Consider the following 23,954-nt stretch of genomic DNA (forward strand, 5'->3'; position numbering starts at 1 on the left):
GCACGTCCGCAGCGACGGCACCGGGCGTGTGCGCTCGCAGCCCGGCAACACCCGCACTCCTCGCACCCGGTGCGCCCGCGGTCCGGCTCCGGTCGGGCCCTCCTCGGCGCACCCGGGCGCATTTCCAGTCGTCACCCTCATTCCTGGAGTCCCGCGATGGCCACTCCCCTGTCCGACACCCCTCTGTCCCCGCTCAGGACCGTTGCCGTCGTCGGCCTCGGCACCATGGGCACCGGCATAGCCGAGGTCCTCGCCAAGGCCGGCCGCGAGGTCATCGGCATCGACATCAGCGAGGCCGCGGCCGCGCAGTCCGTCGCCGCCCTGGAGGCCTCGACGGCCCGTGCCGTGGAGCGCGGCCGGCTGACCGAGGAGGAGCGCGCGGACGCCCTCGCCCGCGTCCGCACCTCCACCGATCTGCGGGCCGCGGCCGACGCGGACCTGGTCATCGAGGTGGCGCCGGAGTCGTACGAAATCAAGCAGCAGATCTTCCGCGAGCTGGACGGGATCGTGCGCCCCGAGACGATCCTCGCCACCGGCACCAACGCCCTCTCGGTCACGCGCCTGGCCGCCGACTCGGCCCGCCCCGAGCGCGTGCTCGGCCTGCACTTCTTCAACCCGGCCCCGGCGATGAAGCTGGTCGAGGTCGTCTCCTCGGTGCTGACCGCCCCCGCCGCCGTCGCCGCCGTCACCGACCTCGCGATCGAGCTGGGCAAGGAGCCCGTCGCGGTCGGCGACCGGCCCGGCTTCGTCGCCGACGGGCTGCTGTTCGGCTACCTCAACCAGGCGGCCGCGATGTACGAGGCGAAGTACGCCTCCCGCGAGGACATCGACGCCGCGATGCGCCTGGGCTGCGGACTGCCGATGGGCCCGCTGGCGCTGCTCGACCTGATCGGCATCGACACCGCGCGCCGGGTCCTGGAGGCCATGTACGCCGCCTCGCACGACCGGCTGCACGCACCGGCCCCGATCCTCAAGCAGCTCAGCGAGGCCGGTCTGACGGGCCGCAAGTCGGGCCGCGGCTTCTACACCTACGAGGCTCCCGGCAGCGCCACCGTCGTGCGGGACGCGCTGACGCCGCTGGAGGGCGCCGCCCTGACCCCCGGCCGTACGGTCCACTCCGTCGGGGTCGCGGGCTCCGGCACGATGGCGTCCGGGATCGCCGAGGTCTTCGCCAAGGCCGGGTACGAGGTCGTGCTCGCCGCGCGCAGCGAGGAGAAGGCGCAGGCCGCCAAGGCCCGTATCGGCAAGTCCCTTTCTCGCTCTGTCGACAAGGGCCGGCTGACCGCCGAGGCCGCCGCGCAGACCCTGGACCGGATCACTCCGGCGGGCTCCTACGACGCCTTCGCCGATGTCGACCTGGCCGTCGAGGCCGTCGCCGAGGACCTGGAGATCAAGCAGCAGCTGTTCGCGACGCTGGACAAGGTCTGCAAGCCGGGCGCGGTGCTGGCCACCACCACCTCGTCGCTGCCCGTCGTGGCCTGCGCCCGCGCCACCTCGCGTCCGCAGGACGTGATCGGCATGCACTTCTTCAACCCGGCGCCGGCGATGAAGCTGGTCGAGGTCGTGCGTACGGTGCTGACGGCCGATGACGTCCACTCCACGGTTCGCGAGGTCTGCGCCAAGATCAAGAAGCACGCGGTCGACTGCGGGGACCGTGCGGGCTTCATCGTCAACGCGCTGCTCTTCCCGTACCTCAACAACGCGATCAAGATGGTCCAGGAGCACTATGCGTCCCTCGACGACATCGACGCGGCGATGAAGCTGGGCGGCGGCTACCCGATGGGCCCCTTCGAGCTGCTGGACGTCGTCGGACTGGACGTCTCCCTCGCGATCGAGAAGGTCCTGCACCGCGAGTTCCGCGACCCCGGCCTCGCTCCGGCGCCGCTCCTGGAGCACCTGGTCGCCGCGGGCTGCCTCGGCCGCAAGACGGGCCGCGGTTTCCGCGAGTATGCCCGCCGCTGAGGGCGTCGGCGACTGGTTCACAGGAGGTCAGGACTGGGGCGGGCTGCTGGACCCCGGCAGCCCGCTCCCGCCCTCCCGGCGGAGCTCATGCCCACCCGTGGGACCCGGCGCTCCCCCGCCCTCCGAGGGCGGGGGTGACCCCGTGCATGCGCATCAAGCTGCGCACATGCAGTACGTTCGGGTCATGTCCCAGCCCGCCAAGTCCTCACGTACACCAGCTACGCCCGACGCGCCGGAAAGTGCCGCAGGCAGTCGCGCGGCCGCTCAGCGGCTCAAGATGCGCCGAGAACTGGCGGCCGCGGCGATGGAGCTGTTCGCGACCAAGGGGTACGAGGCGACCACCGTCGACGAGATCGCGGCCGCGGCCGGGGTAGCCCGCCGCACGTTCTTCCGCCACTTCCGCTCCAAGGAAGAGGCGATCTTCCCGGACCACGACGACACCCTGATCCGCGCGGAGGCGGTGCTCAACGCCGCACCGGCCCATGAGCACCCGCTCGACACGGTGTGCCGCGGCATCAAGGAAGTCATGCGGATGTACGCGGCCCGGCCGGAGATCTCGGTCGCCCGCTACAAGCTCACGCGCGAGGTGCCCACCCTGCGCGAGGCGGAGATCGCGTCGGTGGCCCGCTACGAGCGCCTCTTCACCCGCTACCTCCTCGGCCACTTCGACGAGCACGCGCACGACGACGACGCCAACGACGACCCGCTGCTGGCGGAGGTCGCCGCGTCGGCGGTGGTCACCGCGCACAACCACGTCCTGCGGCGCTGGCTGCGCGCGGGCGGCCAGGGCGACGTGGAGGCGCAGCTCGACCACGCCTTCGCGATCGTACGGCGGACGTTCGGGACGGGCATCGGGGCGGGCCGGGACACCGCGCCGCGTACGGCGCCGGCCTCCGTGGCCGCGCAGGGCGAGGTGCTGGTGACGGTGGCCAGGACGGACGCGCCGCTCGACGAGGTGATGCGGACCATCGAGCAGGCGCTGAAGGAGCGGTCCTAGCGGGCTGCCGCGGGGCTTTCGGCAGCGGGCCGTCCGCCAACGGTCCCCTCTGGGGGACCAGTTGCCGGTCGGCTGAGGGAACCTTTTGCCCGACCCATCCGTCCTCCATGTCGAAGCTGGATCTTTCATGGTGCACGACGGAAGTGAGTTGCCATGCAGGCGAACGACCCGACCAAGCTCGAAGCCACGCTGGCCGACGGTCGGCGCATGACCCTGTCACTCCCCACGACGGACGCGAAGTGGGCCGCCGACGGCATCCAGGGCCTGCGCGCCGTCCCGCCCACCCACGCGGGCCGCGGCGAGGAGCCTCCGGCCCTCCCCGAGGAGCCCGCGGTGCCACTGCAGGTGGCCCTGCTCGGCCTCGGCGCTTAGGGCCCGTCCGGCGGATCATGCCGGACAGGCCTCAGGACTGACCCTTCGCATCGCCCCGGCGTCACGGCCCCAGGCCTGACGCCGGGGCGTTCGCGTCGGTGCGAACCTCGCCGTCCCCGCCGCCCGGAACCGCCCGCGGCCGGCGGCACATTGACGCTCCAGCAGGAACGCGGGACGCACGACCCGCTCCGGCCAGAATCCTGGCACTGCGTGCCCTTCAGAGGCCGCACGCCCTCAGCACCCCCACCCTCCGGCTCCGACTGCCGACCGCATGGCCGCCGGACCGCCGGCGCGCCCCATTGCGCCCGATTAGCACCTACTCACCGGTAGCTTTGATCGATCATCGCTCATTTGTTACGTAAAGATTTCATCTGAGAGCAAGTTCTGGCACCCAGTGCCTTGCCAGGTGACACGCCGTGCCATACGTTGAAGGAGTCCGGGCGGCCGGCGTGCAGAGACCATTCGTACGCCGGCTGTCCCCGCAAGCCCCTCCCGGGCATGCGCGCCCGGACGCCTGCGTCACAGGCAACCTCCCGCGCCACAAAGCGCTGCCGAACAGCACCACCGGCCGAACCGACGGCAACCACCAAAAACCCTCAGCAGCACCGACGTAACCCTCAGCACCCCTCCCTCAGGGTGCGCATCGCCGGAGGCAACACCGTGACCGTGAAGGACATCCTGGCCGCGATCCAGTCGCCCGACTCCACGTCGGAGGACTTCGCCGCCCTGCCGCTCCCCGAGTCGTACCGCGCGATCACCGTGCACAAGGACGAGACGGAGATGTTCGCGGGCCTGCAGACCCGCGACAAGGACCCGCGCAAGTCGATCCACCTGGACGAGGTTCCGCTGCCGGAGCTCGGCCCGGGCGAGGCCCTGGTGGCCGTCATGGCCTCCTCGGTCAACTACAACTCGGTGTGGACGTCGATCTTCGAGCCGCTGTCGACGTTCGGCTTCCTGGAGCGCTACGGCCGCACCAGCGAGCTGGCCAAGCGCCACGACCTGCCGTACCACATCATCGGCTCCGACCTCGCGGGCGTCGTCCTGCGCACCGGCCCGGGCGTCAACGCCTGGCAGCCCGGTGACGAGGTCGTCGCGCACTGTCTGTCCGTCGAGCTGGAGTCCAGCGACGGCCACAACGACACGATGCTCGACCCCGAGCAGCGCATCTGGGGCTTCGAGACCAACTTCGGCGGCCTCGCCGAGATCGCGCTGGTCAAGTCCAACCAGCTGATGCCGAAGCCCGGTCACCTGAGCTGGGAGGAGGCCGCCGCTCCCGGTCTGGTCAACTCCACCGCGTACCGGCAGCTGGTCTCCCGCAACGGCGCCGGCATGAAGCAGGGCGACAACGTCCTGATCTGGGGCGCGAGCGGCGGACTCGGGTCGTACGCCACGCAGTTCGCGCTGGCCGGCGGCGCCAACCCGATCTGTGTCGTCTCCTCGCCGCAGAAGGCGGACATCTGCCGCTCGATGGGCGCAGAGGCGATCATCGACCGCAACGCCGAGGGCTACAAGTTCTGGAAGGACGAGAACACTCAGGACCCGAAGGAGTGGAAGCGCTTCGGCAAGCGCATCCGCGAGCTGACCGGCGGCGAGGACATCGACATCGTCTTCGAGCACCCCGGCCGCGAGACCTTCGGCGCGAGCGTCTTCGTCACCCGCAAGGGCGGCACCATCACCACCTGCGCCTCGACCTCGGGCTACATGCACGAGTACGACAACCGCTACCTGTGGATGTCCCTGAAGCGGATCATCGGCTCGCACTTCGCCAACTACCGCGAGGCCTGGGAGGCCAACCGGCTCATCGCGAAGGGCAAGATCCACCCGACCCTGTCGAAGGTGTACTCCCTGGCTGACACCGGCCAGGCCGCGTACGACGTGCACCGCAACCTCCACCAGGGCAAGGTCGGCGTGCTGTGCCTGGCCCCCGAGGAGGGCCTGGGCGTGCGCGACGAGGAGATGCGCGCCAAGCACATCGACGCCATCAACCGCTTCCGGAACATCTGAGAGCAGTCGAGGTCATAGATGACTGAGCGTCAGCCTGCTGAAGGCAAGCGGGAGAAGGACCGGCCGTGGCTCATGCGGACCTATGCCGGTCACTCCACGGCCGAGGCGTCCAACGAGCTGTACCGGCGCAACCTCGCCAAGGGCCAGACCGGCCTGTCGGTCGCGTTCGACCTGCCGACGCAGACCGGCTACGACTCCGACCACATCCTCGCCCGCGGCGAGGTCGGCCGGGTCGGCGTGCCGGTCGCGCACCTCGGTGACATGCGCCGGCTGTTCCAGGACATCCCCCTGGAGCAGATGAACACCTCGATGACGATCAACGCCACCGCCATGTGGCTGCTGGCGCTCTACCAGGTCGTCGCGGAGGAGCAGGGCGCGGACATCACCAAGCTCCAGGGCACGACCCAGAACGACATCGTCAAGGAGTACCTGTCGCGGGGGACGCATGTCTTCCCGCCGGGGCCCTCACTCCGGCTGACGACGGACATGATCGCGTACACGGTCTCCCACATCCCGAAGTGGAACCCGATCAACATCTGCAGCTACCACCTGCAGGAGGCGGGCGCCACGCCGGTCCAGGAGATCGCGTACGCGATGTCCACCGCGATCGCGGTTCTCGATGCCGTGCGCGACTCGGGGCAGGTCCCCGAGGAGAAGTTCGGGGACGTCGTGGCCCGTATCTCCTTCTTCGTGAACGCGGGCGTCCGCTTCATCGAGGAGATGTGCAAGATGCGGGCGTTCGGGCGGATCTGGGACAAGATCACGCGCGAGCGGTACGGCATCGAGAACCCCAAGCAGCGCCGCTTCCGGTACGGCGTCCAGGTCAACTCCCTCGGGCTGACCGAGGCGCAGCCGGAGAACAACGTCCAGCGGATCGTGCTGGAGATGCTGGCCGTGACCCTGTCGAAGGACGCACGCGCGCGTGCCGTGCAGCTGCCGGCCTGGAACGAGGCGCTGGGCCTGCCCCGCCCCTGGGACCAGCAGTGGTCGCTGCGCATCCAGCAGGTCCTCGCCCACGAGAGCGATCTGCTGGAGTACGAGGACATCTTCGAGGGCTCGAAGGTCATCGAGGCGAAGGTCTCCCAGCTGGTCGAGGAGTCCCTCGCCGAGATCGAGCGGATCCAGGAGATGGGCGGCGCGATGGCCGCCGTCGAGTCCGGCTACCTCAAGTCGCAGCTGGTCGCCTCGCACGCCGAGCGCCGCGCCCGTATTGAGTCCGGGCAGGAGAAGATCGTGGGCGTCAACATCTTCGAGACGACCGAGCCCAATCCCTTGACGGCCGACCTCGACACGGCGATCCAGACAGTCGATCCGGCTGTCGAGGCCCGCGTCATCGCCTCCCTCCAGCACTGGCGCGACACCCGTTACCAGCCGCCCTTCAACCACCCGCGCCCGTGCAAGGCGCTGGAGCGGCTGAAGGAGGCCGCGAAGGGCACCGCCAACCTCATGGAGGCCACCCTGGAGTGCGCCCGCGCCGGTGTCACGACCGGCGAGTGGGCCGGGGCCCTGCGCGAGGTGTTCGGCGAGTTCCGGGCGCCGACCGGTGTTTCGTCGGCTCCGGTGGCCGTCGCCGCCGCGGAGGGCTCGGCGCTCAGCGAGGTCCGCCGCAAGGTCGAACTGACCGCGCAGGAGCTCGGTGTCGGCAAGCTGCGCTTCCTGGTCGGCAAGCCGGGCCTGGACGGGCACTCCAACGGCGCCGAGCAGATAGCCGTCCGCGCGCGTGACGCCGGGTTCGAGGTGGTCTACCAGGGCATCCGTCTGACGCCGGAGCAGATCGTGGACGCGGCCCTGGCGGAGGACGTGCACGCGGTCGGCCTGTCGATCCTGTCCGGATCGCACGCGCAGCTGGTGCCGGACGTGCTGGAGCGGCTCCGTGTGGCCGGTGCCACAGATATACCCGTGATCGCCGGTGGCATCATCCCGAATGGTGACGCCGAGCAGCTCAGGTCCGCCGGAGTGGCCGCCGTCTTCACCCCGAAGGACTTCGACATCACCGGAATCATCGGCCGCATCGTCGACGAGATCCGGAAAGCGAACAAGCTCGACCCCCTGGAGGTCCCCGCATGACCGTCAACCGTCTGCGTCCCCGCCGCTCGTGTCTCGCGGTCCCGGGAAGCAACCCCCGCTTCCTGGAGAAGGCGCAGGGCCTCCCGGCGGACCAGGTCTTCCTCGACCTGGAGGACGCGTGCGCCCCCCTCGCCAAGCCCGAGGCGCGGCACACCATCGTCAAGTTCCTCAATGAAGGTGACTGGACGGGCAAGACGAGGGTCGTGCGCGTCAACGACTGGACGACCGAGTGGACGTACCGGGACGTCGTCACGGTCGTCGAGGGCGCCGGCCAGAACCTCGACTGCATCATGCTGCCGAAGGTCCAGGACGCCCAGCAGATCGTCGCCCTGGACCTGCTGCTGACGCAGATCGAGAAGACCATGGGCTTCGAGGTCGGCAAGATCGGCATCGAGGCGCAGATCGAGAACGCCCAGGGTCTGAACAACGTCAACGAGATCGCCCAGGCCTCCCAGCGCGTCGAGACGATCATCTTCGGCCCCGCCGACTTCATGGCGTCCATCAACATGAAGTCGCTGGTCGTGGGCGAGCAGCCGCCCGGCTACCCGGCGGACGCCTACCACTACATCCTGATGAAGATCCTGATGGCCGCCCGCGCCAACAACCTCCAGGCGATCGACGGCCCCTACCTGCAGATCCGCAACATCGACGGCTACCGCGAGGTCGCCCAGCGCGCCGCCGCGCTCGGTTTCGACGGCAAGTGGGTGCTGCACCCGGGCCAGGTCGAGGCGTCCAACGAGATCTTCTCGCCGTCGCAGGAGGACTACGACCACGCCGAGCTGATCCTGGACGCGTACGAGTACTACACGTCCGAGGCGGGCGGCAAGAAGGGCTCCGCGATGCTCGGCGACGAGATGATCGACGAGGCCAGCCGCAAGATGGCGCTGGTCATCGCGGGCAAGGGCCGCGCCGCCGGCATGCAGCGCACCAGCAAGTTCGAGATCCCGGAGGCGTGACGGCCATGCAGTTCGGACGCACCTACGAGGAGTTCGAGGTCGGGGCGACGTACAAGCACTGGCCGGGCAAGACGGTCACCGAGTACGACGACCACCTCTTCTGTCTCCTCACCATGAACCACCACCCGCTCCACATGGACACGAACTATGCGGAGAAGACGACGGACTTCGGCAAGAACGTCGTCGTCGGGAACTACATCTACTCGCTGCTGCTCGGCATGAGCGTCCCGGACATCTCCGGCAAGGCGATCGCCAACCTGGAGATCGAGTCGCTCAAGCACGTGGCGCCGACCTTCCACGGCGACACGATCTACGGCGAGACGACCGTGCTCGACAAGTGGCCGTCGAAGTCGAAGAACGACCGCGGCATCGTCTACGTCGAGACCAAGGGCTACAAGCAGGACGGCACGCTGGTGTGCGTGTTCCGCCGCAAGGTGATGGTGCCCACCGAGACGTACATCAAGGAGCGCGGCGGCGAGCAGCCGGGCCGCCCGGAGCTGAAGCAGCAGGAGAAGTAATGGCGCGCCTCGCCCAGACCGCCGGTCTGACGGACATCCAGCAGGAGATCCTCTCCACCGTCCGGGACTTTGTCGACAAGGAGATCATCCCGGTCGCGACCGAGCTGGAGCACCGCGACGAGTACCCGCAGCAGATCGTCGACGGCCTCAAGGAGTTGGGCCTGTTCGGCCTGATGATCCCCGAGGAGTACGGCGGCCTGGGCGAGTCCCTCCTGACGTACGCCCTGTGCGTCGAGGAGATCGCCCGCGGCTGGATGTCGGTGTCCGGCATCATCAACACGCACTTCATCGTGGCGTACATGCTCAAGCAGCACGGCACGCAGGAGCAGAAGGACTACTTCCTGCCGAGGATGGCGGCCGGCGACATCCGGGGCGCCTTCTCGATGTCGGAGCCGGGCCTCGGCTCCGATGTGTCGGCCATCACCTCGAAGGCGGTGAAGGACGGCGACGAGTACGTCCTGAACGGTCAGAAGATGTGGCTGACGAACGGCGGAACGTCAAACCTGGTTGCCGTCCTCGTCCGAAGTGACGAAGGACACCCCGAGGGCACCGCGCCCCACAAGTCGATGACCACCTTCCTCGTCGAGAAGGAGCCCGGCTTCGGCGAGGTCCGCCCGGGCCTCACCATCCCCGGCAAGATCGACAAGATGGGCTACAAGGGGGTCGACACGACCGAGCTCATCATGGACGGCCTGCGAATTCCGGCCAATCGGGTGCTCGGCGGCGTCACCGGCCGCGGTTTCTACCAGATGATGGACGGCGTCGAGGTCGGGCGCGTCAATGTGGCGGCGCGTGGCTGTGGCGTCGCTCAGCGTGCTTTCGAACTCGGTGTCCAGTACGCCCAGCAGCGCCACACCTTCGGCAAGCCGATCGCCCAGCACCAGGCGATCCAGTTCAAGCTGGCCGAGATGGCTACCAAGGTCGAGGCCGCCCATGCCATGATGGTGAACGCGGCACGCAAAAAGGACTCCGGGGAGCGAAACGACCTTGAGGCTGGGATGGCGAAGTACCTCGCCTCCGAGTACTGCAAGGAGGTCGTGGAGGATGCCTTCCGGATCCACGGCGGCTACGGCTTCTCCAAGGAGTACGAGATCGAGCGCCTCTACCGTGAGGCTCCGATGCTGCTGATCGGTGAAGGTACTGCCGAGATCCAAAAAATGATCATCGGTCGCAGGCTGCTCGAAGAGTATCGATTCCAGGGCTGATTGTCCGGATACGGGGTGTTTTCTTGGAGAAGAAGATCACACCCCGTCAACACTCTTCGGCCGCCGACTCGGCTTCCTGGCTTGCCCAGTTGCGGTCCGCGACCGGTACGATCCCGGGAAAGCCGCCGTCCCCTGATACCGCGCGGCATCATCCGCTACGAAGGTCATCCATGCCCCACAGCCAAACCTCTGCACCACGCGACAGCCAGGTCGGCGGCGTACGCCTCGCGCGCGGAGCATCGCCGTGGCTTCTCCCGACCGTCGCCACCGCAGCCGTCAGCCTGCTGCGCGCACGCCGCTCCGGCGTCGCCAAGGCCGTCGCCGTGCCCGCCACCGCTCTCGCGGCGGGCATGCTGTGGTTCTTCCGCGACCCCGAGCGCGAGATCGCCCAGGGCCGGGTCATCTCGCCCGCCGACGGTGTGGTGCAGAGCATCATGCCGTGGAAGGACGGCCGCACCCGCGTCGCGATCTTCATGAGCCCGCTCAACGTCCACGTCAACCGTGCGCCGCTCTCCGGCACGGTCACCTCAGTGGAGCACATCCCGGGCGGGTTCGTTCCGGCGTTCAACAAGGAGAGCGAGAACAACGAGCGCGTTGTCTGGCATTTCGACACCGAGCTCGGCGACATCGAGATGATCCAGATCGCCGGCGCGGTGGCCCGTCGTATCGTTCCCTACATCCCGCAGGGCACGAAGGTCGAGCAGGGTGACCGTATCGGTCTGATCCGCTTCGGCTCGCGTGTCGACATCTACCTGCCCGAAGGTGTGGAGGTCGCGGTCGAGGTCGGGCAGAAGACCGTGGCTGGGGTGACTCGCATTGACCGTGATTGATCCGGAGACACAGCCGGGCTGGGTGCCCGACGCCGACGAGGTCGACGAAGAGGAGGAGATGCCCCTCTCTCTGCGCCTGTCGATAGCGGACACCCTCACCCTCGGCAACGCCACGTGCGGCTTCATGGCGGTGTACTTCACCACCACCGGCATCCTGATCCCGCACCTCACCGGCAGCCAGGAGACCGGCATGGCCCGCCACAGCGCGGCCACGGCGGTCATCCTCATGCTCTGCGCGGCGGTCTTCGACCTCTTCGACGGGCTGGTGGCGCGCAAGCTGCGCTCCTCCCCCATGGGCGCGGAGCTGGACAACCTGTCCGACCTGATCAGCTTCGGGCTGGCGCCGGCGTACTTCGTGCTCGTGTACGGCGTTGTCGCGAACGACGCTCACCAGCGGGTGGCGGCGGTCGGGGCGATCGTCGTACTGCTGGCGGTGGTGCTACGGCTCGCGCGGTTCTCGTGCGTCACGGTCAAGGACGGCACGTTCCAGGGCATGCCCTCGCCATTCGGCGCACTCACTGTCGTCTCGATCGTGCTGCTCGAACTGCCGTTCGAGGCGACGCTGCTGGCGGTGGTGGGCACCGCGTGGCTGATGGTGAGCCGGGTCGAGTACCCGAAGCCGCGGGGCATCCTCGCGGTGGCGATGCTCGGCTGGATCGTGTCGGCCATGGGCATGCTGGCGGCGTGGGCGTTCGACGCGCCGGGCGGCCAGGTGCTGCTGCAGATGGGCTGCGCGCTGCAGATCGTGATGGGGGCGACGATCCCGCTGTTCGCCACGGCACGCCGGGTGAACACCTTCCGTGACAACCGGCGCGAGAGCCGCGAGGCGCGGGCGGCGCAGATCCCGTAGCTCGGCTTGTACGTCGCCCGTGGGGCCCGGACCGAATCGCGATTCGGTCCGGGCCCCACGGGTTTTCCTGCGGCAGCAGCCTCGCTGCCCTGGCTGTCGCACGTCCGCCGCCACGGCCAGGACATCGTCCACGCGGCCGGCCGGGGGGCCGTTTGGCCGGCGATCGGGGCCACAGGGCGATCAGCGGCCAGTGCTGCGCCGATCGGCAGGGCCAGGCCCACATGGCCGGTCCAGCAGGGCTCCGAGAGCGCCGATGGCCTGCACGATCGTCGGGCCGATCAGCATGTGCCGGGTCAACCCAGCAGCAGTGTGGCGATGCCGGCTCCTGCCGCGACCAGTGCGTACGGGCGTCCCTCCTGGAGGTGGAACCGCACAGCAGGAAGCCGCCCGAACATCGGCCCTCCTCCCAGACCCGCCCGGCCACCGGCCAGCCGGTGGCCGATGGCCGTCTCACATCGGGACTGCCTCAGTTGCCGGGCCCGGAGGCGGAACCGGATATTCGGGCCGAACCGGGAGTGGCACCTAGGCTCGCCAGTTGCGGGCCTGCTGCCCGGCGATGCGAGCAGCCCACAGCCCCATCACGACGGACACGGCGAGCACCACGGTGACGGCGGTCGCCATGAGGCCGTCGGGGGCGACGTAGGCCATTCCTGGCCGGGCGACCGGTCGTGCGGTCCAGGCAGCGACGACGCACCCCGCCAGTGCGGCGAGCGCGAGCGGCGCGACGATCGCCCAGGCGGCGCTGCTGCGAAAGACGCGGTATCCGCCGGTCAACACGGTCAGCGGCGCCAGTCCCCGGCCCTGGCGCAGGAACTCGGCCTTGGCACCGAGGCCGATGGCGAACACGAGGATTCCCATTCCCAGCACGCCGAAGAGCCGGATCCATCGGCCCTGCTCCCGGTCCGGGATACCGTCGGCCAGCCACTCCTCCCCGGGAAAACGGACCTGGGCCCCTCGGGGATAAGCCCGGTAGGAGGCTTCCTTGAGAGCCGCGACGGCAGGGACGCCGCCATCAGCCCTCACCACCGCCAGGGTGCTGGTGCTCTGCACGGTCTGCTCGGCCAGCTCGGCGTGGTCGGCTCGGACCACCTTCAGATAGGTGCCGCCCTCCGTGTTCCACTGGAGCAGCTGCTGCAAGCGCCGATCGAGAGCGACATCGACGCGGGCCGGTGTGGGCGGACACGGCAGCCGAAGGCTCTCCAGCGCAACGCATCCTCCGCTGATCGTGATCGGGCCTTCATCGGCGGCGCGGGGAGGTGCGAGGACGACTGGCACATTGCCCTCGGGGATGGATTCCAGGTAAGCGGCGGCCTCCCTGGTGGAGACCGTCCCCCTGGGGCCGATTTCCGCCACCCTCCTGTCGGTGGCGCTGAGGATCTCCTCCATTTTGGCGTGGTAGGTCCCGAACATCGCCTGCCAGGCGAGGGCCTGCATGAAGACGATCAGCGCAACCGTCACACCAGTAACCAGGCGGGCCGTAGCCGCCGGGTAGTGGCTGATGCGGCGGCCCGCGATCAGCGCACCGGCCCAGCCCCGCTGTCGCCCGGTCCGCTCCAGGCTTCCGCCGAGCTTGGCCACGACGACTGCCACCGCGGCCGGCAGGGTGAGGACGACGAGGGCAAGGCCGATCCAGCTGATCCATGTCCGGTACTGCGTACTGTCGCCGGCGAGTTCCGGACCGCGGCCGGCGAGCAGGACCGCCGGCGCACAGAGGAACGCGAGGTACCGCTGCCGGCGTGACCTGCTCGCGTTGGCGGGTCGGGTCCCCTTGGCCCGGCCGGCCAGCTGGTCGCTGATGGCGGCGAGGGCCAGCGCCGTCACCATGGCGGCCACGGGGGTCAGCAGCAGCGGCCAGCCATGCTGACGCACGTCGGCGGATGACGTCACGTAGCCGACGAACGGGACCCGGACGTCGACGAACGCGGCCACGGCGAAGAACGGAATCGACGCGAGGGCTCCCCACGTCACCGGTCGCATCGCCTCGCCCACGGCGATCAGGGCGCGGTCGCGCCGCAGCCCTCCCAGGGCATCGACCAGGGCGGCTCTGCGGTCACGGCCATGTGCCCCGGCACGGAGTGCGGTGAACAGGAGCACGAGACTCGGTAGGAGCAGCAGGCCGATGACGAGGCTCTGGAACATCCACTCGGGCTTGTCGTTGTCACGCCCCATCCCGGGCTGCAAGCCTTCAGCCGGCATGCCTGCCCTCGGCCCGAAACCGACCACGGCCTCGATCGGCGCGTCGGCCTTCATGCCCTTGGCGGGCCGGACGTAGGCGAGCCACTCTCCAGGGTCGTCCAAGCCCTCCTGCCCGATCGTGCCCGAGAGCTTTCCGTACCGGCCGGCGATCCCCTCCGCGGCGCCGGCTTTCAGCAGACCGGGGGACAGAACGGCCTCACCCGGCCCCGGCCAACGATCCACTCCCGGAGGGAGTGGGGCATTCGACGTGTGCGGCGCGATGAATACGACGCTGAAGAGCCGCTTCCCCTTCAGCGCGTCCGAGCCGACCAGCCACAACGTGGCCCGGGTCGCCGGTGACTGCTCTGTCAGCCCGACCGGAGTCCTGGCGTCACGCCGCAGCTCCTTGCCCGCATAGGAGGCGTGCACCATCGCCATCAGGCCCAGGCACAGTGCGACAGCGAAAGCCGAAAGCGCCAGGGCCGCGGCCCTGGTCCCGGCCGCCTCCGAGCGTCGGCCCGCGTCGCGCCCTATGCGCAGCAGCTGAAGTGACAAGCCGCCGTGTCCGGCTCCGCTCACGCCTCCACCGCCTCCCGCACCCGGGCGGGAACCAGCAGACCGGCCTCAAGACGCAGCACCCGGTCCGCTTGTGCGGCGACCTCGACGTCGTGCGTCACCAGCACCAGCCCACACCTGCGCCGCCGAGGGAGCTCGAAGAGCAGTTCCGCGATGCGAGCAGTGGCGTCAGGGTCGAGGGAGCCAGTGGGCTCATCGGCCAGAATCAGCTCGGGCGAGTTGATCAGCGCACGAGCCACAGCTGTGCGCTGATGCTCACCTCCGGAGAGTTCCTCCGTCGTCTCGGCCCGCGGAACGCGGAGTTCGTCCAGCAGTTCCTGCGCCCGGCGGTACCCGTCGGCGCGGTCGGCGGAACGCGACAACAGCGCCGCCAGCGCCACGTTGTCCAGCGGGCTGAGTTCGGGCAGCAGCTCCCCGAACTGGAAGACCGTGCCGATTGTTTCGCTGCGCAGCTTGGCGAGCTGCTTGCCCCGCAGCTTCGTCACGTCCGCACCGGTTACCCTGACGCTTCCGCCATGCGGCTTGATCAGGCCGAGGATCGACGAGAGCAGCGTGCTCTTGCCCGAGCCGCTCCGACCCGTGATCGCCACTGACTCGCCTGCGCTGACACTGAGTTGCAGGCCCTTGAACAGGGTGCGGTCCCGGACCGAGTAGTTCAGATCCTGAATGTGGAGTACGGGGTCGGGCGCGGGCCCGGTGTCGGAGTTGCTCACGTGATGTGCCCTCGGGTAGCGGTTGCCGCGTCACCGTGCGACGTCGCGGTGACGCTGCAGGGCAGAGGCGACCCCCTGTCCCGCGGATGACGGGCTCTTCCCGTGAGCATGAGAAACAGCGCCCCCGTGAATCGTCCCCCGTTGCGCGAGAGAGGTCAGCCCCTCGCGATCGTGCCGATATTAGGCCAAGGCGATCACCAGGCAAAAGCGTCACAAAGACAAATCGGGCCCAAGGATGTCGATGGGTTCCTGTGGTCCTGACCCGTGAAGCAGAGTTGAGCCGATCGGAACATATTCCATTGAGGGATCGATACGGCCCCCCAAAGGCGCCATATGGCGCATGTCACATGCCGGGAAAGCCGTGTCCGTGCCGCGCTTCAACCCACTGTGAGCCCCGGAGGAATTGCGCTTGCCTGCCGTCGACTTTGGCATATGATCTTGCACTGGTCGCGAGGAAGGCCTTCTTCTCGCGTCCATGGGGGGGGATCTGCAACAGAAGCCGCTTGGCGTGACCTGCCTCGCGGTGCCCCGCTCATGGGTGCGTCATTTCTGAAGGCCGTCATCGTGATGACCGCCAATCGCAGCCGTTGAGTTGCTGCGTCAAAGGGGAGAACCATGCAGATATCCAGGAGCGCCAAGAAGGCCGCGATGGCTGTTGCCATGCTCGGCGCCGTTGCGGGGGCAGCGCCGGCCTACGCCGACGCCGGCGAAGATGTCACGTCCAGGCTCAACCACCACACGAACCCGGACATCCACATCTCTTACGCCTACAGCTTGCAGTCGGCCGGCAACAAGAATGTTGCCGTGCGCGACGAGAGGGCGGACGACAGCGCCGTCTACTCGGAGTTCGACCGCAAGAACACCAAGGGCCTGCGCCTCTGGAACAAGAAGGGCAAGGGAGAGACCACGTACAGCGACTCCTCCACGAGCAATTACGTCGTGAAGGTCACCGCTTGCGTGCACTACGACCTGACCCCGGACAAGTGCGGCCCGGACGACCGGCCCGGCGACGGACGCTGATCGTCTCGATCGTGTCGAGGCCCGGATGCCTTCCGCATCCGGGCCTCACTCGTGGCCGTACGGGACGGCAGGCTCCGGGGCCGCGCCCCGCCGACGGTCAGGTCAGGAAGTCCCGCGCGATCGACTCCGCCACGCGTTCCAGGAGAGGACCCGCCTCGGCCATGGACTTCACCGGGTCCGGTTCGAGCGCCGACAAGGCGTACGCGCGGCGGATGCCCGCGTGGCCCAGGGCCTCCGGGGGGAGGGCCAGACGGCCGCAGACCGCGACGACCTCGATGCCGCGGGCGCGCGCCGCCGCCGCGACGCCCGCCGGGGCCTTGCCGTGGAGGGTCTGCTCGTCCAGGGAGCCCTCGCCGGTGATGACCAGTGAGGCGCGCTCCAGGGCGGGCGCGAAGCCCAGGACGTCCAGCATGACCTCGATGCCGGGGCGGAAGCCCGCGCCGATCAGCAGGGCGCCGTAGCCGATGCCGCCCGCCGCTCCCGCGCCCGGCGACGCCGCGTGCTCGGCGGCCTTGGGGCCGACCGCCTCCTCCAGGACCTTCGCGTAGTGCGCGAGGGCCGCGTCCAGCGTCGCCACGTCGTCCGGCGAGGCGCCCTTCTGCGGGCCGTACACCGCCGGAGCGCCCTTCGGGCCGGTCAGCGGGTTGTCGACGTCGCTCGCCAGGACCAGCTCGACGGAGGCCAGACGCGGGTCAAGGCCCGACAGATCGGCGGTGGCCAGGTCGCCCAGACCTCCCCCACCCGGGGTCACCGGCTCCCCGTCCGCGTCCAGGAAGCGCGCGCCCAGCGCGGTCAGCATGCCGGCGCCGCCGTCGGTGGTCGCGCTGCCGCCGACGCCGAACACGATCGTGCGGGCGCCCGCGTCCAGGGCGGCCCGCAGCAGCTCGCCGGAGCCGTACGTGGACGCCGTGAGCGGGGCGAAGACGCCCGCGGGCAGCCGCTGCAGGCCGCTCGCCTCCGCCATCTCCACGACCGCGGTGTCGCCGCGCAGCGCGAACGCCGCCGTCACCTCGTCCCCGAGGGGCCCGGCGACCCGCACCTCCCGCCGCTCGAACCCGGCCGCGACCGCCGCGTCCACGGTCCCGTCGCCGCCGTCGGCCACGGGCATGGCCTCGACGTCGAGGCCCGGCACGACCCGGCGCAGGCCAGCCGTCACCCGCTCGGCGACCTGCACGGCCGTGAGCGATCCCTTGAACTTGTCCGCGGCGATGAGCACCCTTCGGGCACCGTCCACTGCAGCGTCCGCCACCTTGTCTTCCCCTTGCTCTCCGGGCCCCGCGCACGTCAGGGCCAGTCGCGCCGCTGCGACCTTAACCGGAGGACGCCCCCGCCGTCATGCCCTGCCCGGACCCTGAGAACGCCCCACGAGCGCCCTGCGGACGTCCTGCGCGCCCCCTGTGCGGACGGTCGAAGCCCGCGCGGGCGCCCCCGGAATTGGGTAAACCGGTCCTATGACCCCTGTGGGCACTGAGCCAGAGCTCGCCGACCGCATCCTCGGTGGCTGGCTGGGCCGGATCGCGGGCAACATGCTCGGCAAGCCGGTCGAGCAGGGCGACCTGTGGACGCGGGAGAGGATCGACCGCTATCTGCGGCAGGCCGCAGCCCTTCCCCTCACCGACTATCTCCCCGAGCCGATCAGCGAGAGCGACGGCTTCGAGCTGCGCCCGGAGTGGCGCCAGTGCGTGCGCGGCCGTATCCACGGCAGCTGCCGCGACGACGACGTCGACTACGCGATCCTCGGCCTCGACCTGCTGGAGACATACGGCTTCGACTTCAGCACCGAGCAGGTCGGTGACCTGTGGCTGCTGCGGCTGCCGTATCTGCAGACCTTCACGGCGGAGCGGGCCGCGTACCGCAACCTCGCGAACGGTCTGAAACCGCCGCTGACGGCCACGTACGAAAACCCGTACCAGGAGTGGATCGGCGCCCTCATCCGCGCCGACATCTACGGCTGGACCTGCCCGGGCGCCCCGCGCCGCGCCGCCTCCCTGGCCCGCCGGGACGCGGTGCTGTCGCACACCGGCAACGGCGTGTACGGCGCGATGTGGGCGGCGGCGCTGATCGCGGCGGCGTTCACGGCGCCCACGGTCCGCCACGCCATCGACGAGGCACTCGCCGTCATCCCGGCGAGCTGCCGCCTCGCCCGAACCGTCCGCCGGGTCGTCTCGCTCCACGACACCCGGATGACCTGGGAGGACACGCTCACCACGGTCGCCGAGGAGACCGCGGGGCTCGGCTGGATCCACAGCGTCCCGAACGCCGCCGTGCTCACCGCCGGCCTCCTCTACGGCGACGGCGACTTCACCCGCACCATCACCCTCACCGTCCGCGGCGGTCTGGACACCGACTCCAACGGGGCGACGGCCGGTTCGGTGACCGGTGTGCTGACCGGGGCGGAGACGATCCCGGACCAGTGGACCGAGCCGCTGGAGGACACGGTCCGCAGTGCGGTGTTCGGGTTCGACGGGGTGCGGATCAGCGAGCTGGCGGAGCGGACGGTACGACTGGCGCGGGCGGAGGACTAGGTGGCGGAGGACTAGGTGTTGCGGGTCATGACGTTGTCGGTGTGGCGTCGGTCAGTGGCTTCGGGGGGTAGGCACGGAGTACCAGTGATGTGGTGACAGGGCCGTAGCGCGCGAGAGCGTCGACAACTTCTTCGAGCCGTCCTGCCTGCGGGCAGTGGACGTCGAAAATGAGGCAGTCTTCCCCGGTGACCCTCAGGGTGGAGGCGACCTCGGGGGTCCGGGACGCGAAGTCCAGGGCGCGAGAGAGCTGCGCATGCGTGGTGCGCAGCCGGATGACTGCGTGAATGTTCAGACCGAGTGCCGCCGGGTCGACAACGGCTCGGTAGCCGGTGATGACGCCGTTCTTCTCCAGCCGTTGGATGCGCGCGCCGGCCGCGGGCTGCGAGAGTCCAACTCGGCGCCCCACCTCGGCGCCGGTCAGCCGGCCTTCGGCCTGGAGCAAGATGAGGATGTCCCGGTCGATCTGGTCGAGTGATTCCATCGTTGTCCGCACCATCTTCTTTGAGATCACTTGCGCGGCCACCATCGTTCCGTTGCTTCCAACAGAATCTGCGCCAGACGCCCCCAGGATCGTGGGGGCCGACGAATGAAACGGTGGCAGGCAGTGGTCGCGTACGTCATCATCCCCGGTATCGACGGCTCGGACGGGCAGCACTGGCAGACCTTGTGGGAGCGGCAGTGGGGCACCTCAGCGGTGAGGATCTCCCCTGCCTCCTGGTCCGACCCTGACCTGGATGACTGGGTCGACGCTGTCCAGGCGGCGTACGGCGATGCTTCCCGGCAGGACAGCCGCGTTGTGCTGGTGGCCCACAGCCTGGGCTGCTGGGCGGCGTCCACCTGGTTGAACAAGAACCCGTCGAGCCCGGTGGGCGGCGCATTGCTGGTCGCACCGCCCGACCCGCACGGGCCGGCGTTCCCGCGCCAGGCGGCCGCGACGTTCATCGAGGTGGACGCACAACCGTTGCCGTGCCCGGCCCTGGTGGTGGGCAGCACCAACGACCCGTACTGCACCCCCGAGGCAGCCGTCGACTTCGCGGCGCGGTGGGAGGCGCGATGGCACCTGGCGGGCGCGTGCGGACACATCAACTCCGCCAGCGGCCTGGGCCCGTGGCTGCACGGCCGTGAACTCCTGGACGCACTGGCCGGACAGTGATCAACCACCGTGCGGGACGCTGAATACCACCAGGTGCCGCGCTGCGGCTCCAATTCGTACCAGGAAGTGCGCTCACTGACGACGTCTTGGCCTCCGACCACCAGGGCCTGTCCGGCGGAGCATGCCGACGTCGCGGGCTCTGGCCCGCGCGGGTGCGGCGTTGTCGTCGGTTGCCGGCGGTGCCGGCGGTGCCGCTCGCGCGAGCCGGGCGGCGGTCAGGCCGGGGCGCGGTTGCGCGAGCTGGATACGCTTCCCCAATGACCACCACGCCAGACTTCGCCACGTACATCGCGGGTCTCCCCCGCGTTCTCGCCGGTGCCGCCGCCCTTTTCCGTGACGCGGAGGGCCGGGTGCTGCTCGTGGAGCCCAACTACCGTGAGGGCTGGGCGCTTCCGGGCGGCACGATCGAGTCCGACGACGGTGAGACGCCGCGCCAGGGCGCGCGCCGTGAGACGGCGGAGGAGATCGGCCTGGACCGGGAGCTGGGCCGGCTGCTCGCGGTGGACTGGGTGCACGGGGCGGGGCGGCCGCCGCTGGTGGCGTATCTGTACGACGGAGGGGTCCTCGGCGAGGACGACTTCAAGGCGATCCGGTTGCAGGAGGAGGAGCTGCTGTCCTGGCGGCTGGTCCCGCGCGAGGAGCTCACCACCCATCTGCCGGGCGCCCTGGGCCGCCGCGTCCTGGCCGCGCTGGACGTCCTCGCGGACGGCGGGGGCACGGTGGAGCTGGAGAACGGTCACCGGACGGGCTGACACACCGGCCGGTCGGTTATCCGTTCGCCGCCGGCCCGGCGCCCGTCCTACCCTCGGCAGCATGACCAAGCCCCTCGTCGCCATCCTCAGCGGCGCCGGTGTCTCCACCGACTCCGGCATCCCCGACTACCGCGGGCCGAACGGACTGTGGCGGCGTGATCCGGAGGCCGAGAAGCTCGTGACGTACGAGTACTACATGGGCGATCCGGAGATCCGGCGGCGTTCGTGGCAGATGCGGCGGAAGAACCGGACGCTCAAGGCGGAGCCCAACGCGGCGCACCGGGCGGTGGCCGAGCTGGAGCGGTCCGGGGTGCCGGTGCGGGTGATCACTCAGAACGTGGACGGGCTGCACCAGCTCGCCGGGATGCCCGCCCGCAAAGTGCTCGAACTGCACGGCAGCGCGCGCAGTGTGGTCTGCACGAAGTGCCATGCGCGCGGTCCGATGGAGGACGCCCTCGCCCGGGTCGAGGCCGGTGAGGAGGACCCGCCGTGTCTGGAGTGCGGCGGGATCCTGAAGTCGGCGACGGTGATGTTCGGCGAGCGGCTCGATCCGGTGGTCCTCGGTGAGGCGGTCGCGATCACCAAGGCATGCCAGGTGTTCATCGCCGTCGGCACGAGTCTGCAGGTGCAGCCCGCAGCCGGGCTCGCGGGCGTCGCCGCCGACCACGGCGCCCGGCTCGTGATCGTCAACGCCGAGCCGACGCCGTACGACGACCGCGCCGACGAGGTCGTACGGGAACCCATCGGCACGGCGCTGCCCAGGCTGCTGCGCGAGCTCGCCGCCTAGACAACGCGCCGCCTGGAAAAGGGGATGCGGGAACTCGTCGGCCGGATGAGAATCCCTCCCATGACCTCTGCCATCCGCCATGTGACGATCGACTCCGCCGACGCCTACCGTCTCGCCGGCTTCTGGTCCCAGGTGCTGGGCCTGCCGGTGCACGAGGACGACGAGCCGGGGGACGAGGATGTGCTGATCGAGGGCGCGGGACTGTTGTTCGTCACCGTCCCGGAGCGCAAGTCCGTGAAGAACCGGGTGCACCTGGACGTTCAGCCGCAGGACCGCACTCGTGACGAGGAGGTCGAGCGCCTGCTCGCCCTCGGTGCCACGCTGGTCGACGACCGCCGCGACCCGGACGGCAGGGGCTGGGCGGTCCTCGCCGATCCGGAGGGCAACGAGTTCTGCGTGGAGCGGAGTGCGGCGGAGCGGGCGGGCTGAGCCGGTCGGCTCAGAACAGCGCCGTCCCGCTCTCGAAGTCCAGCAGCCGCTGCTTGCGGTCCAGGCCGCCGCCGTATCCGGTGAGGCCGCCGTTCGCGCCGACGACGCGGTGGCAGGGGACGATGATGCCGATCGGGTTCTTGCCGTTGGCGAGGCCGACCGCGCGGGAGGCGCCGGGGTTGCCGAGGTCGTCGGCGAGTTCTCCGTAGGTGCGGGTCTCGCCGTAGGGGATGCGGCGCAGTCGGTCCCAGACGCGGCGCTGGAAGTCGGTTCCGTTCAGCCGCAGTTCGAGGGTGAACTCCTTCAGCTCGCCCGCGAAATAGGCCTCCAGCTGGTCCTGCGCCGCCGCGAAGGGGGACTCGTCCCGGATGCCGAAGGTCTCCTCGGGTGGGCGGTGGCGCTGGCCGGTCATATAGAGGCCGCACAGGAGGCCGTCCTCGGCGACGAGCGTCAGGAGGCCGTACGGGCTGTCGACGACGGTGTGCTGCTTGACTGACATGTCCTTGGGGTCCTTACACAGGCAGGAAGTTGATCGGGTGGCTGTCCGTCGCCCACAGGTACTGGACGGCGTACGCCCGCCAGGGGCGCCAGGCCGCCGCTCGGGCCGTGAGGGCCGCCGGAGTCGAGGGGAGGCCCAGCTCTTGGGCCGCCCGGCGGATTCCGAGGTCGGTGGGAAGGAAGGCGTCGGGGTCGCCGAGGGCGCGCATCGCGATGACGTCGACCGTCCAGGGACCGAAGCCGGGCAGCTCCAGCAGCCGGGCCCGGGTCTCGGACCAGTCGCTGTCCGGCCCCAGGCGCACCTCGGCGTCGGCGAGCCGGCGTACCAGTGTGGTGAAGGTCGTCCGACGGGTGCGGGGCATCGCCAGTGACTCCGGGTCCACCGAGGCCAGCGCGTCGGGCGCCGGGAAGAGGTGGGTGAGGCCGCCTTCTGGGTCGTCGACCCGTTCGCCGTGCGCGGTGACCAGGCGGGCCGCATGGGTGCGGGCGGCGGCCGTGGAGACCTGCTGGCCGAGCACGGCCCGGACGGCGAACTCGGCCTCGTCGACCGTGCGCGGGACCCGGCGGCCGGGCGCCTTGTCGACCAGTGGCGCGAGCAGCGGGTCCGTACGCAACTGGTCGTCGATCGCGACCGGGTCGGCGTCCAGGTCGAGCAGCCGGCGGCACCGGCTGATCGCCACGGTCAGATCGCGCAGGTCGCTGAGGGTGAGGCGGCAGGCGATGTGGTCGGGCTGAGGTGACAGGGAGACGATGCCGTGGCCGTACGGCAGCCTGAGCGTGCGCCGGTACGCGCCGTCCCGCCACTCCTCGACGCCGGGGACGGCGGTCGCCGCGAGGTGGCCGAACAGGTTGTCGGGGTTGAGGGGGGCCCGGAACGGCAGGCGCAGGGTCAGGGCGCCGGCGGTGGTGCCGGGGTTGCTGCGGGGGGCTCGGGCGCGCAGGTCGGTCGGGGCGAGGGCGAAGACCTCGCGCACGGTGTCGTTGAAGGTGCGGATGGAGGCGAAACCGGCCGCGAAGGCGATGTCCGCCATGGGCAGGGGCGTCGTCTCGATGAGGAGGCGGGCCGCCTGGGCGCGCTGGGCGCGGGCCAGGGCGAGCGGGCCCGCGCCGAGTTCGGCGAGGAGCTGGCGTTCGATCTGCCGGGTGCTGTAGCCGAGCCGGGCGGCGAGGCCGGGCACGCCCTCGCGGTCCACGACGCCGTCGGCGATCAGCCGCATCGCGCGGGCCACGAGGTCGGCGCGCTGGTTCCATTCCGGGGAGCCGGGGCTGGTGTCCGGGCGGCAGCGCTTGCACGCCCGGAACCCGGCCTGCTGGCAGGCCGCCGCGCTCGGGTGGAACCGCATGTTCTCCGGCTTGGGCGCGACCACCGGGCAGCTGGGCCGGCAGTAGATCCCGGTCGTCACGACGGCCGTGAAGAACCATCCGTCGAAGCGGGCGTCCTTGGACTGGACGGCGCGCACGCAGCGCTCCGTGTCGGTGTGCATCCCCTTCTGCATGCGTCCAGCATCGGCCACGGGGGCGGAAGGGGCTGGCGAGAATCCGACATCAACCTCGGCTGTCCTGCG

Annotated in this window: 22 protein-coding genes and 1 pseudogene; 16 read left to right on the forward strand and 7 right to left on the reverse strand. The window is 70.0% G+C overall.

Annotated elements, in window-relative coordinates:
- The first annotated feature begins 156 nt into the window (after positions 1-156).
- From AQI70_RS12855 to pssA, 10 genes are all read left to right on the forward strand, one after another.
- Positions 157-1,962, forward strand: coding sequence for a 3-hydroxyacyl-CoA dehydrogenase family protein (locus tag AQI70_RS12855; protein WP_062147857.1), 1,806 nt, complete (start codon positions 157-159; stop codon positions 1,960-1,962).
- A 184-nt stretch (positions 1,963-2,146) separates the two neighbouring features.
- A complete protein-coding gene (locus tag AQI70_RS12860) occupies positions 2,147-2,959 on the forward strand; it encodes a TetR family transcriptional regulator (protein ID WP_244181590.1) in 813 nt (270 codons plus the stop codon).
- Between the two features lie 153 nt (positions 2,960-3,112).
- The gene (locus tag AQI70_RS12865; RefSeq protein ID WP_062147863.1) at positions 3,113-3,331 is read left to right on the forward strand and encodes a hypothetical protein; all 219 of its coding nucleotides are present in this window, start codon (positions 3,113-3,115) and stop codon (positions 3,329-3,331) included.
- Between the two features lie 660 nt (positions 3,332-3,991).
- Positions 3,992-5,335 (forward strand): crotonyl-CoA carboxylase/reductase, encoded by a 1,344-nt coding sequence (gene ccrA / locus AQI70_RS12870; RefSeq protein ID WP_062148347.1) that lies wholly within the window; start codon positions 3,992-3,994, stop codon positions 5,333-5,335.
- 18 nt (positions 5,336-5,353) lie between these two features.
- Entirely contained in the window at positions 5,354-7,402 is a 2,049-nt protein-coding gene (locus AQI70_RS12875; RefSeq protein ID WP_062147866.1) for a protein meaA, read from the forward strand.
- A complete protein-coding gene (locus AQI70_RS12880; RefSeq protein ID WP_003996599.1) occupies positions 7,399-8,358 on the forward strand; it encodes an HpcH/HpaI aldolase/citrate lyase family protein in 960 nt (319 codons plus the stop codon). The genes AQI70_RS12875 and AQI70_RS12880 overlap by 4 nt, the downstream gene beginning before the upstream one ends.
- Positions 8,359-8,363: 5 nt before the next feature.
- Positions 8,364-8,876, forward strand: coding sequence for a MaoC family dehydratase (locus tag AQI70_RS12885; RefSeq protein ID WP_019757884.1), 513 nt, complete (start codon positions 8,364-8,366; stop codon positions 8,874-8,876).
- Positions 8,876-10,081: an acyl-CoA dehydrogenase family protein gene (locus tag AQI70_RS12890; protein WP_062147870.1), complete on the forward strand. Its 1,206-nt coding sequence runs from the start codon at positions 8,876-8,878 to the stop codon at positions 10,079-10,081. Before AQI70_RS12885 ends, AQI70_RS12890 begins: the two co-directional genes overlap by 1 nt.
- Positions 10,082-10,251: 170 nt before the next feature.
- On the forward strand, positions 10,252-10,911 hold the full coding sequence (locus AQI70_RS12895; RefSeq protein WP_003996602.1) for a phosphatidylserine decarboxylase: 660 nt from the start codon (positions 10,252-10,254) through the stop codon (positions 10,909-10,911).
- Positions 10,898-11,761, forward strand: a complete 864-nt coding sequence (gene pssA / locus AQI70_RS12900) for a CDP-diacylglycerol--serine O-phosphatidyltransferase (protein WP_079051261.1) — start codon at positions 10,898-10,900, stop codon at positions 11,759-11,761. Before AQI70_RS12895 ends, pssA begins: the two co-directional genes overlap by 14 nt.
- Positions 11,762-12,060: 299 nt before the next feature.
- On the opposite strand, the pseudogene AQI70_RS40890 reads toward pssA, so the two are convergent.
- The 3 genes and pseudogenes from AQI70_RS40890 to AQI70_RS12910 all read right to left on the reverse strand — a co-directional run.
- A pseudogene (locus AQI70_RS40890) lies at positions 12,061-12,216 on the reverse strand (glycosyltransferase family 39 protein); the annotation flags it as partial.
- 67 nt (positions 12,217-12,283) lie between these two features.
- Entirely contained in the window at positions 12,284-14,515 is a 2,232-nt protein-coding gene (locus tag AQI70_RS12905) for a hypothetical protein (protein WP_062147875.1), read from the reverse strand.
- Entirely contained in the window at positions 14,512-15,225 is a 714-nt protein-coding gene (locus AQI70_RS12910) for an ABC transporter ATP-binding protein (protein ID WP_062147878.1), read from the reverse strand. The genes AQI70_RS12905 and AQI70_RS12910 overlap by 4 nt, the downstream gene beginning before the upstream one ends.
- Before the next feature lie 615 nt (positions 15,226-15,840).
- On the opposite strand from AQI70_RS12910, the gene AQI70_RS12915 reads away from it, so the two are divergent.
- Positions 15,841-16,245 carry a hypothetical protein gene (locus AQI70_RS12915; RefSeq protein ID WP_159042650.1) on the forward strand — a complete coding sequence of 135 codons (405 nt, stop codon included), beginning with the start codon at positions 15,841-15,843 and terminating at the stop codon, positions 16,243-16,245.
- A gap of 97 nt (positions 16,246-16,342) precedes the next feature.
- Here the strand turns inward: AQI70_RS12915 and AQI70_RS12920 are convergent, their stop codons facing one another.
- Complete coding sequence (locus tag AQI70_RS12920) at positions 16,343-17,461, reverse strand: glycerate kinase (RefSeq protein WP_062147884.1); 1,119 nt, start codon at positions 17,459-17,461, stop codon at positions 16,343-16,345.
- A gap of 235 nt (positions 17,462-17,696) precedes the next feature.
- Between AQI70_RS12920 and AQI70_RS12925 the strand changes: the two genes are divergently transcribed.
- Positions 17,697-18,770 (forward strand): ADP-ribosylglycohydrolase family protein, encoded by a 1,074-nt coding sequence (locus AQI70_RS12925; protein ID WP_062147887.1) that lies wholly within the window; start codon positions 17,697-17,699, stop codon positions 18,768-18,770.
- 25 nt (positions 18,771-18,795) lie between these two features.
- On the opposite strand, the gene AQI70_RS12930 is transcribed toward AQI70_RS12925, so the two are convergent.
- Entirely contained in the window at positions 18,796-19,251 is a 456-nt protein-coding gene (locus tag AQI70_RS12930; protein WP_062148350.1) for an Lrp/AsnC family transcriptional regulator, read from the reverse strand.
- A gap of 105 nt (positions 19,252-19,356) precedes the next feature.
- On the opposite strand from AQI70_RS12930, the gene AQI70_RS12935 reads away from it, so the two are divergent.
- From AQI70_RS12935 to AQI70_RS12950, 4 genes are all read left to right on the forward strand, one after another.
- Positions 19,357-19,923: an RBBP9/YdeN family alpha/beta hydrolase gene (locus AQI70_RS12935; RefSeq protein WP_062147890.1), complete on the forward strand. Its 567-nt coding sequence runs from the start codon at positions 19,357-19,359 to the stop codon at positions 19,921-19,923.
- A 257-nt stretch (positions 19,924-20,180) separates the two neighbouring features.
- Complete coding sequence (locus AQI70_RS12940) at positions 20,181-20,675, forward strand: NUDIX domain-containing protein (protein WP_062147893.1); 495 nt, start codon at positions 20,181-20,183, stop codon at positions 20,673-20,675.
- 61 nt (positions 20,676-20,736) lie between these two features.
- Positions 20,737-21,462: an SIR2 family NAD-dependent protein deacylase gene (locus AQI70_RS12945; RefSeq protein WP_062147896.1), complete on the forward strand. Its 726-nt coding sequence runs from the start codon at positions 20,737-20,739 to the stop codon at positions 21,460-21,462.
- Positions 21,463-21,522: 60 nt separating this feature from the next.
- Positions 21,523-21,891, forward strand: coding sequence for a VOC family protein (locus AQI70_RS12950; protein WP_062147899.1), 369 nt, complete (start codon positions 21,523-21,525; stop codon positions 21,889-21,891).
- Between the two features lie 10 nt (positions 21,892-21,901).
- Here AQI70_RS12950 and AQI70_RS12955 read toward each other — a convergent pair whose 3' ends face one another.
- Positions 21,902-22,390 (reverse strand): methylated-DNA--[protein]-cysteine S-methyltransferase, encoded by a 489-nt coding sequence (locus AQI70_RS12955; protein ID WP_062147902.1) that lies wholly within the window; start codon positions 22,388-22,390, stop codon positions 21,902-21,904.
- A gap of 13 nt (positions 22,391-22,403) precedes the next feature.
- Positions 22,404-23,885, reverse strand: a complete 1,482-nt coding sequence (locus AQI70_RS12960) for an AlkA N-terminal domain-containing protein (protein ID WP_279616752.1) — start codon at positions 23,883-23,885, stop codon at positions 22,404-22,406.
- Positions 23,886-23,954 lie beyond the last annotated feature (69 nt).

This window comes from Streptomyces curacoi (assembly GCF_001513975.1).
Lineage (GTDB): Bacteria > Actinomycetota > Actinomycetes > Streptomycetales > Streptomycetaceae > Streptomyces > Streptomyces curacoi.

What these genes read in the sequence shown, in the direction of transcription:
- AQI70_RS12855 (WP_062147857.1), top strand. Translation starts at nt 157, where the DNA reads ATGGCCACTCCCCTGTCCGACACCCCTCTGTCCCCGCTCAGGACCGTT.
- AQI70_RS12860 (WP_244181590.1), top strand. Translation starts at nt 2,147, where the DNA reads ATGTCCCAGCCCGCCAAGTCCTCACGTACACCAGCTACGCCCGACGCG.
- AQI70_RS12865 (WP_062147863.1), top strand. Translation starts at nt 3,113, where the DNA reads ATGCAGGCGAACGACCCGACCAAGCTCGAAGCCACGCTGGCCGACGGT.
- AQI70_RS12875 (WP_062147866.1), top strand. Translation starts at nt 5,354, where the DNA reads ATGACTGAGCGTCAGCCTGCTGAAGGCAAGCGGGAGAAGGACCGGCCG.
- AQI70_RS12880 (WP_003996599.1), top strand. Translation starts at nt 7,399, where the DNA reads ATGACCGTCAACCGTCTGCGTCCCCGCCGCTCGTGTCTCGCGGTCCCG.
- AQI70_RS12885 (WP_019757884.1), top strand. Translation starts at nt 8,364, where the DNA reads ATGCAGTTCGGACGCACCTACGAGGAGTTCGAGGTCGGGGCGACGTAC.
- AQI70_RS12890 (WP_062147870.1), top strand. Translation starts at nt 8,876, where the DNA reads ATGGCGCGCCTCGCCCAGACCGCCGGTCTGACGGACATCCAGCAGGAG.
- AQI70_RS12895 (WP_003996602.1), top strand. Translation starts at nt 10,252, where the DNA reads ATGCCCCACAGCCAAACCTCTGCACCACGCGACAGCCAGGTCGGCGGC.
- AQI70_RS12915 (WP_159042650.1), top strand. Translation starts at nt 15,841, where the DNA reads ATGCAGATATCCAGGAGCGCCAAGAAGGCCGCGATGGCTGTTGCCATG.
- AQI70_RS12925 (WP_062147887.1), top strand. Translation starts at nt 17,697, where the DNA reads ATGACCCCTGTGGGCACTGAGCCAGAGCTCGCCGACCGCATCCTCGGT.
- AQI70_RS12930 (WP_062148350.1), bottom strand. Translation starts at nt 19,251, where the DNA reads ATGGAATCACTCGACCAGATCGACCGGGACATCCTCATCTTGCTCCAG.
- AQI70_RS12935 (WP_062147890.1), top strand. Translation starts at nt 19,357, where the DNA reads ATGAAACGGTGGCAGGCAGTGGTCGCGTACGTCATCATCCCCGGTATC.
- AQI70_RS12940 (WP_062147893.1), top strand. Translation starts at nt 20,181, where the DNA reads ATGACCACCACGCCAGACTTCGCCACGTACATCGCGGGTCTCCCCCGC.
- AQI70_RS12945 (WP_062147896.1), top strand. Translation starts at nt 20,737, where the DNA reads ATGACCAAGCCCCTCGTCGCCATCCTCAGCGGCGCCGGTGTCTCCACC.
- AQI70_RS12950 (WP_062147899.1), top strand. Translation starts at nt 21,523, where the DNA reads ATGACCTCTGCCATCCGCCATGTGACGATCGACTCCGCCGACGCCTAC.
- AQI70_RS12955 (WP_062147902.1), bottom strand. Translation starts at nt 22,390, where the DNA reads ATGTCAGTCAAGCAGCACACCGTCGTCGACAGCCCGTACGGCCTCCTG.
- AQI70_RS12960 (WP_279616752.1), bottom strand. Translation starts at nt 23,885, where the DNA reads ATGCAGAAGGGGATGCACACCGACACGGAGCGCTGCGTGCGCGCCGTC.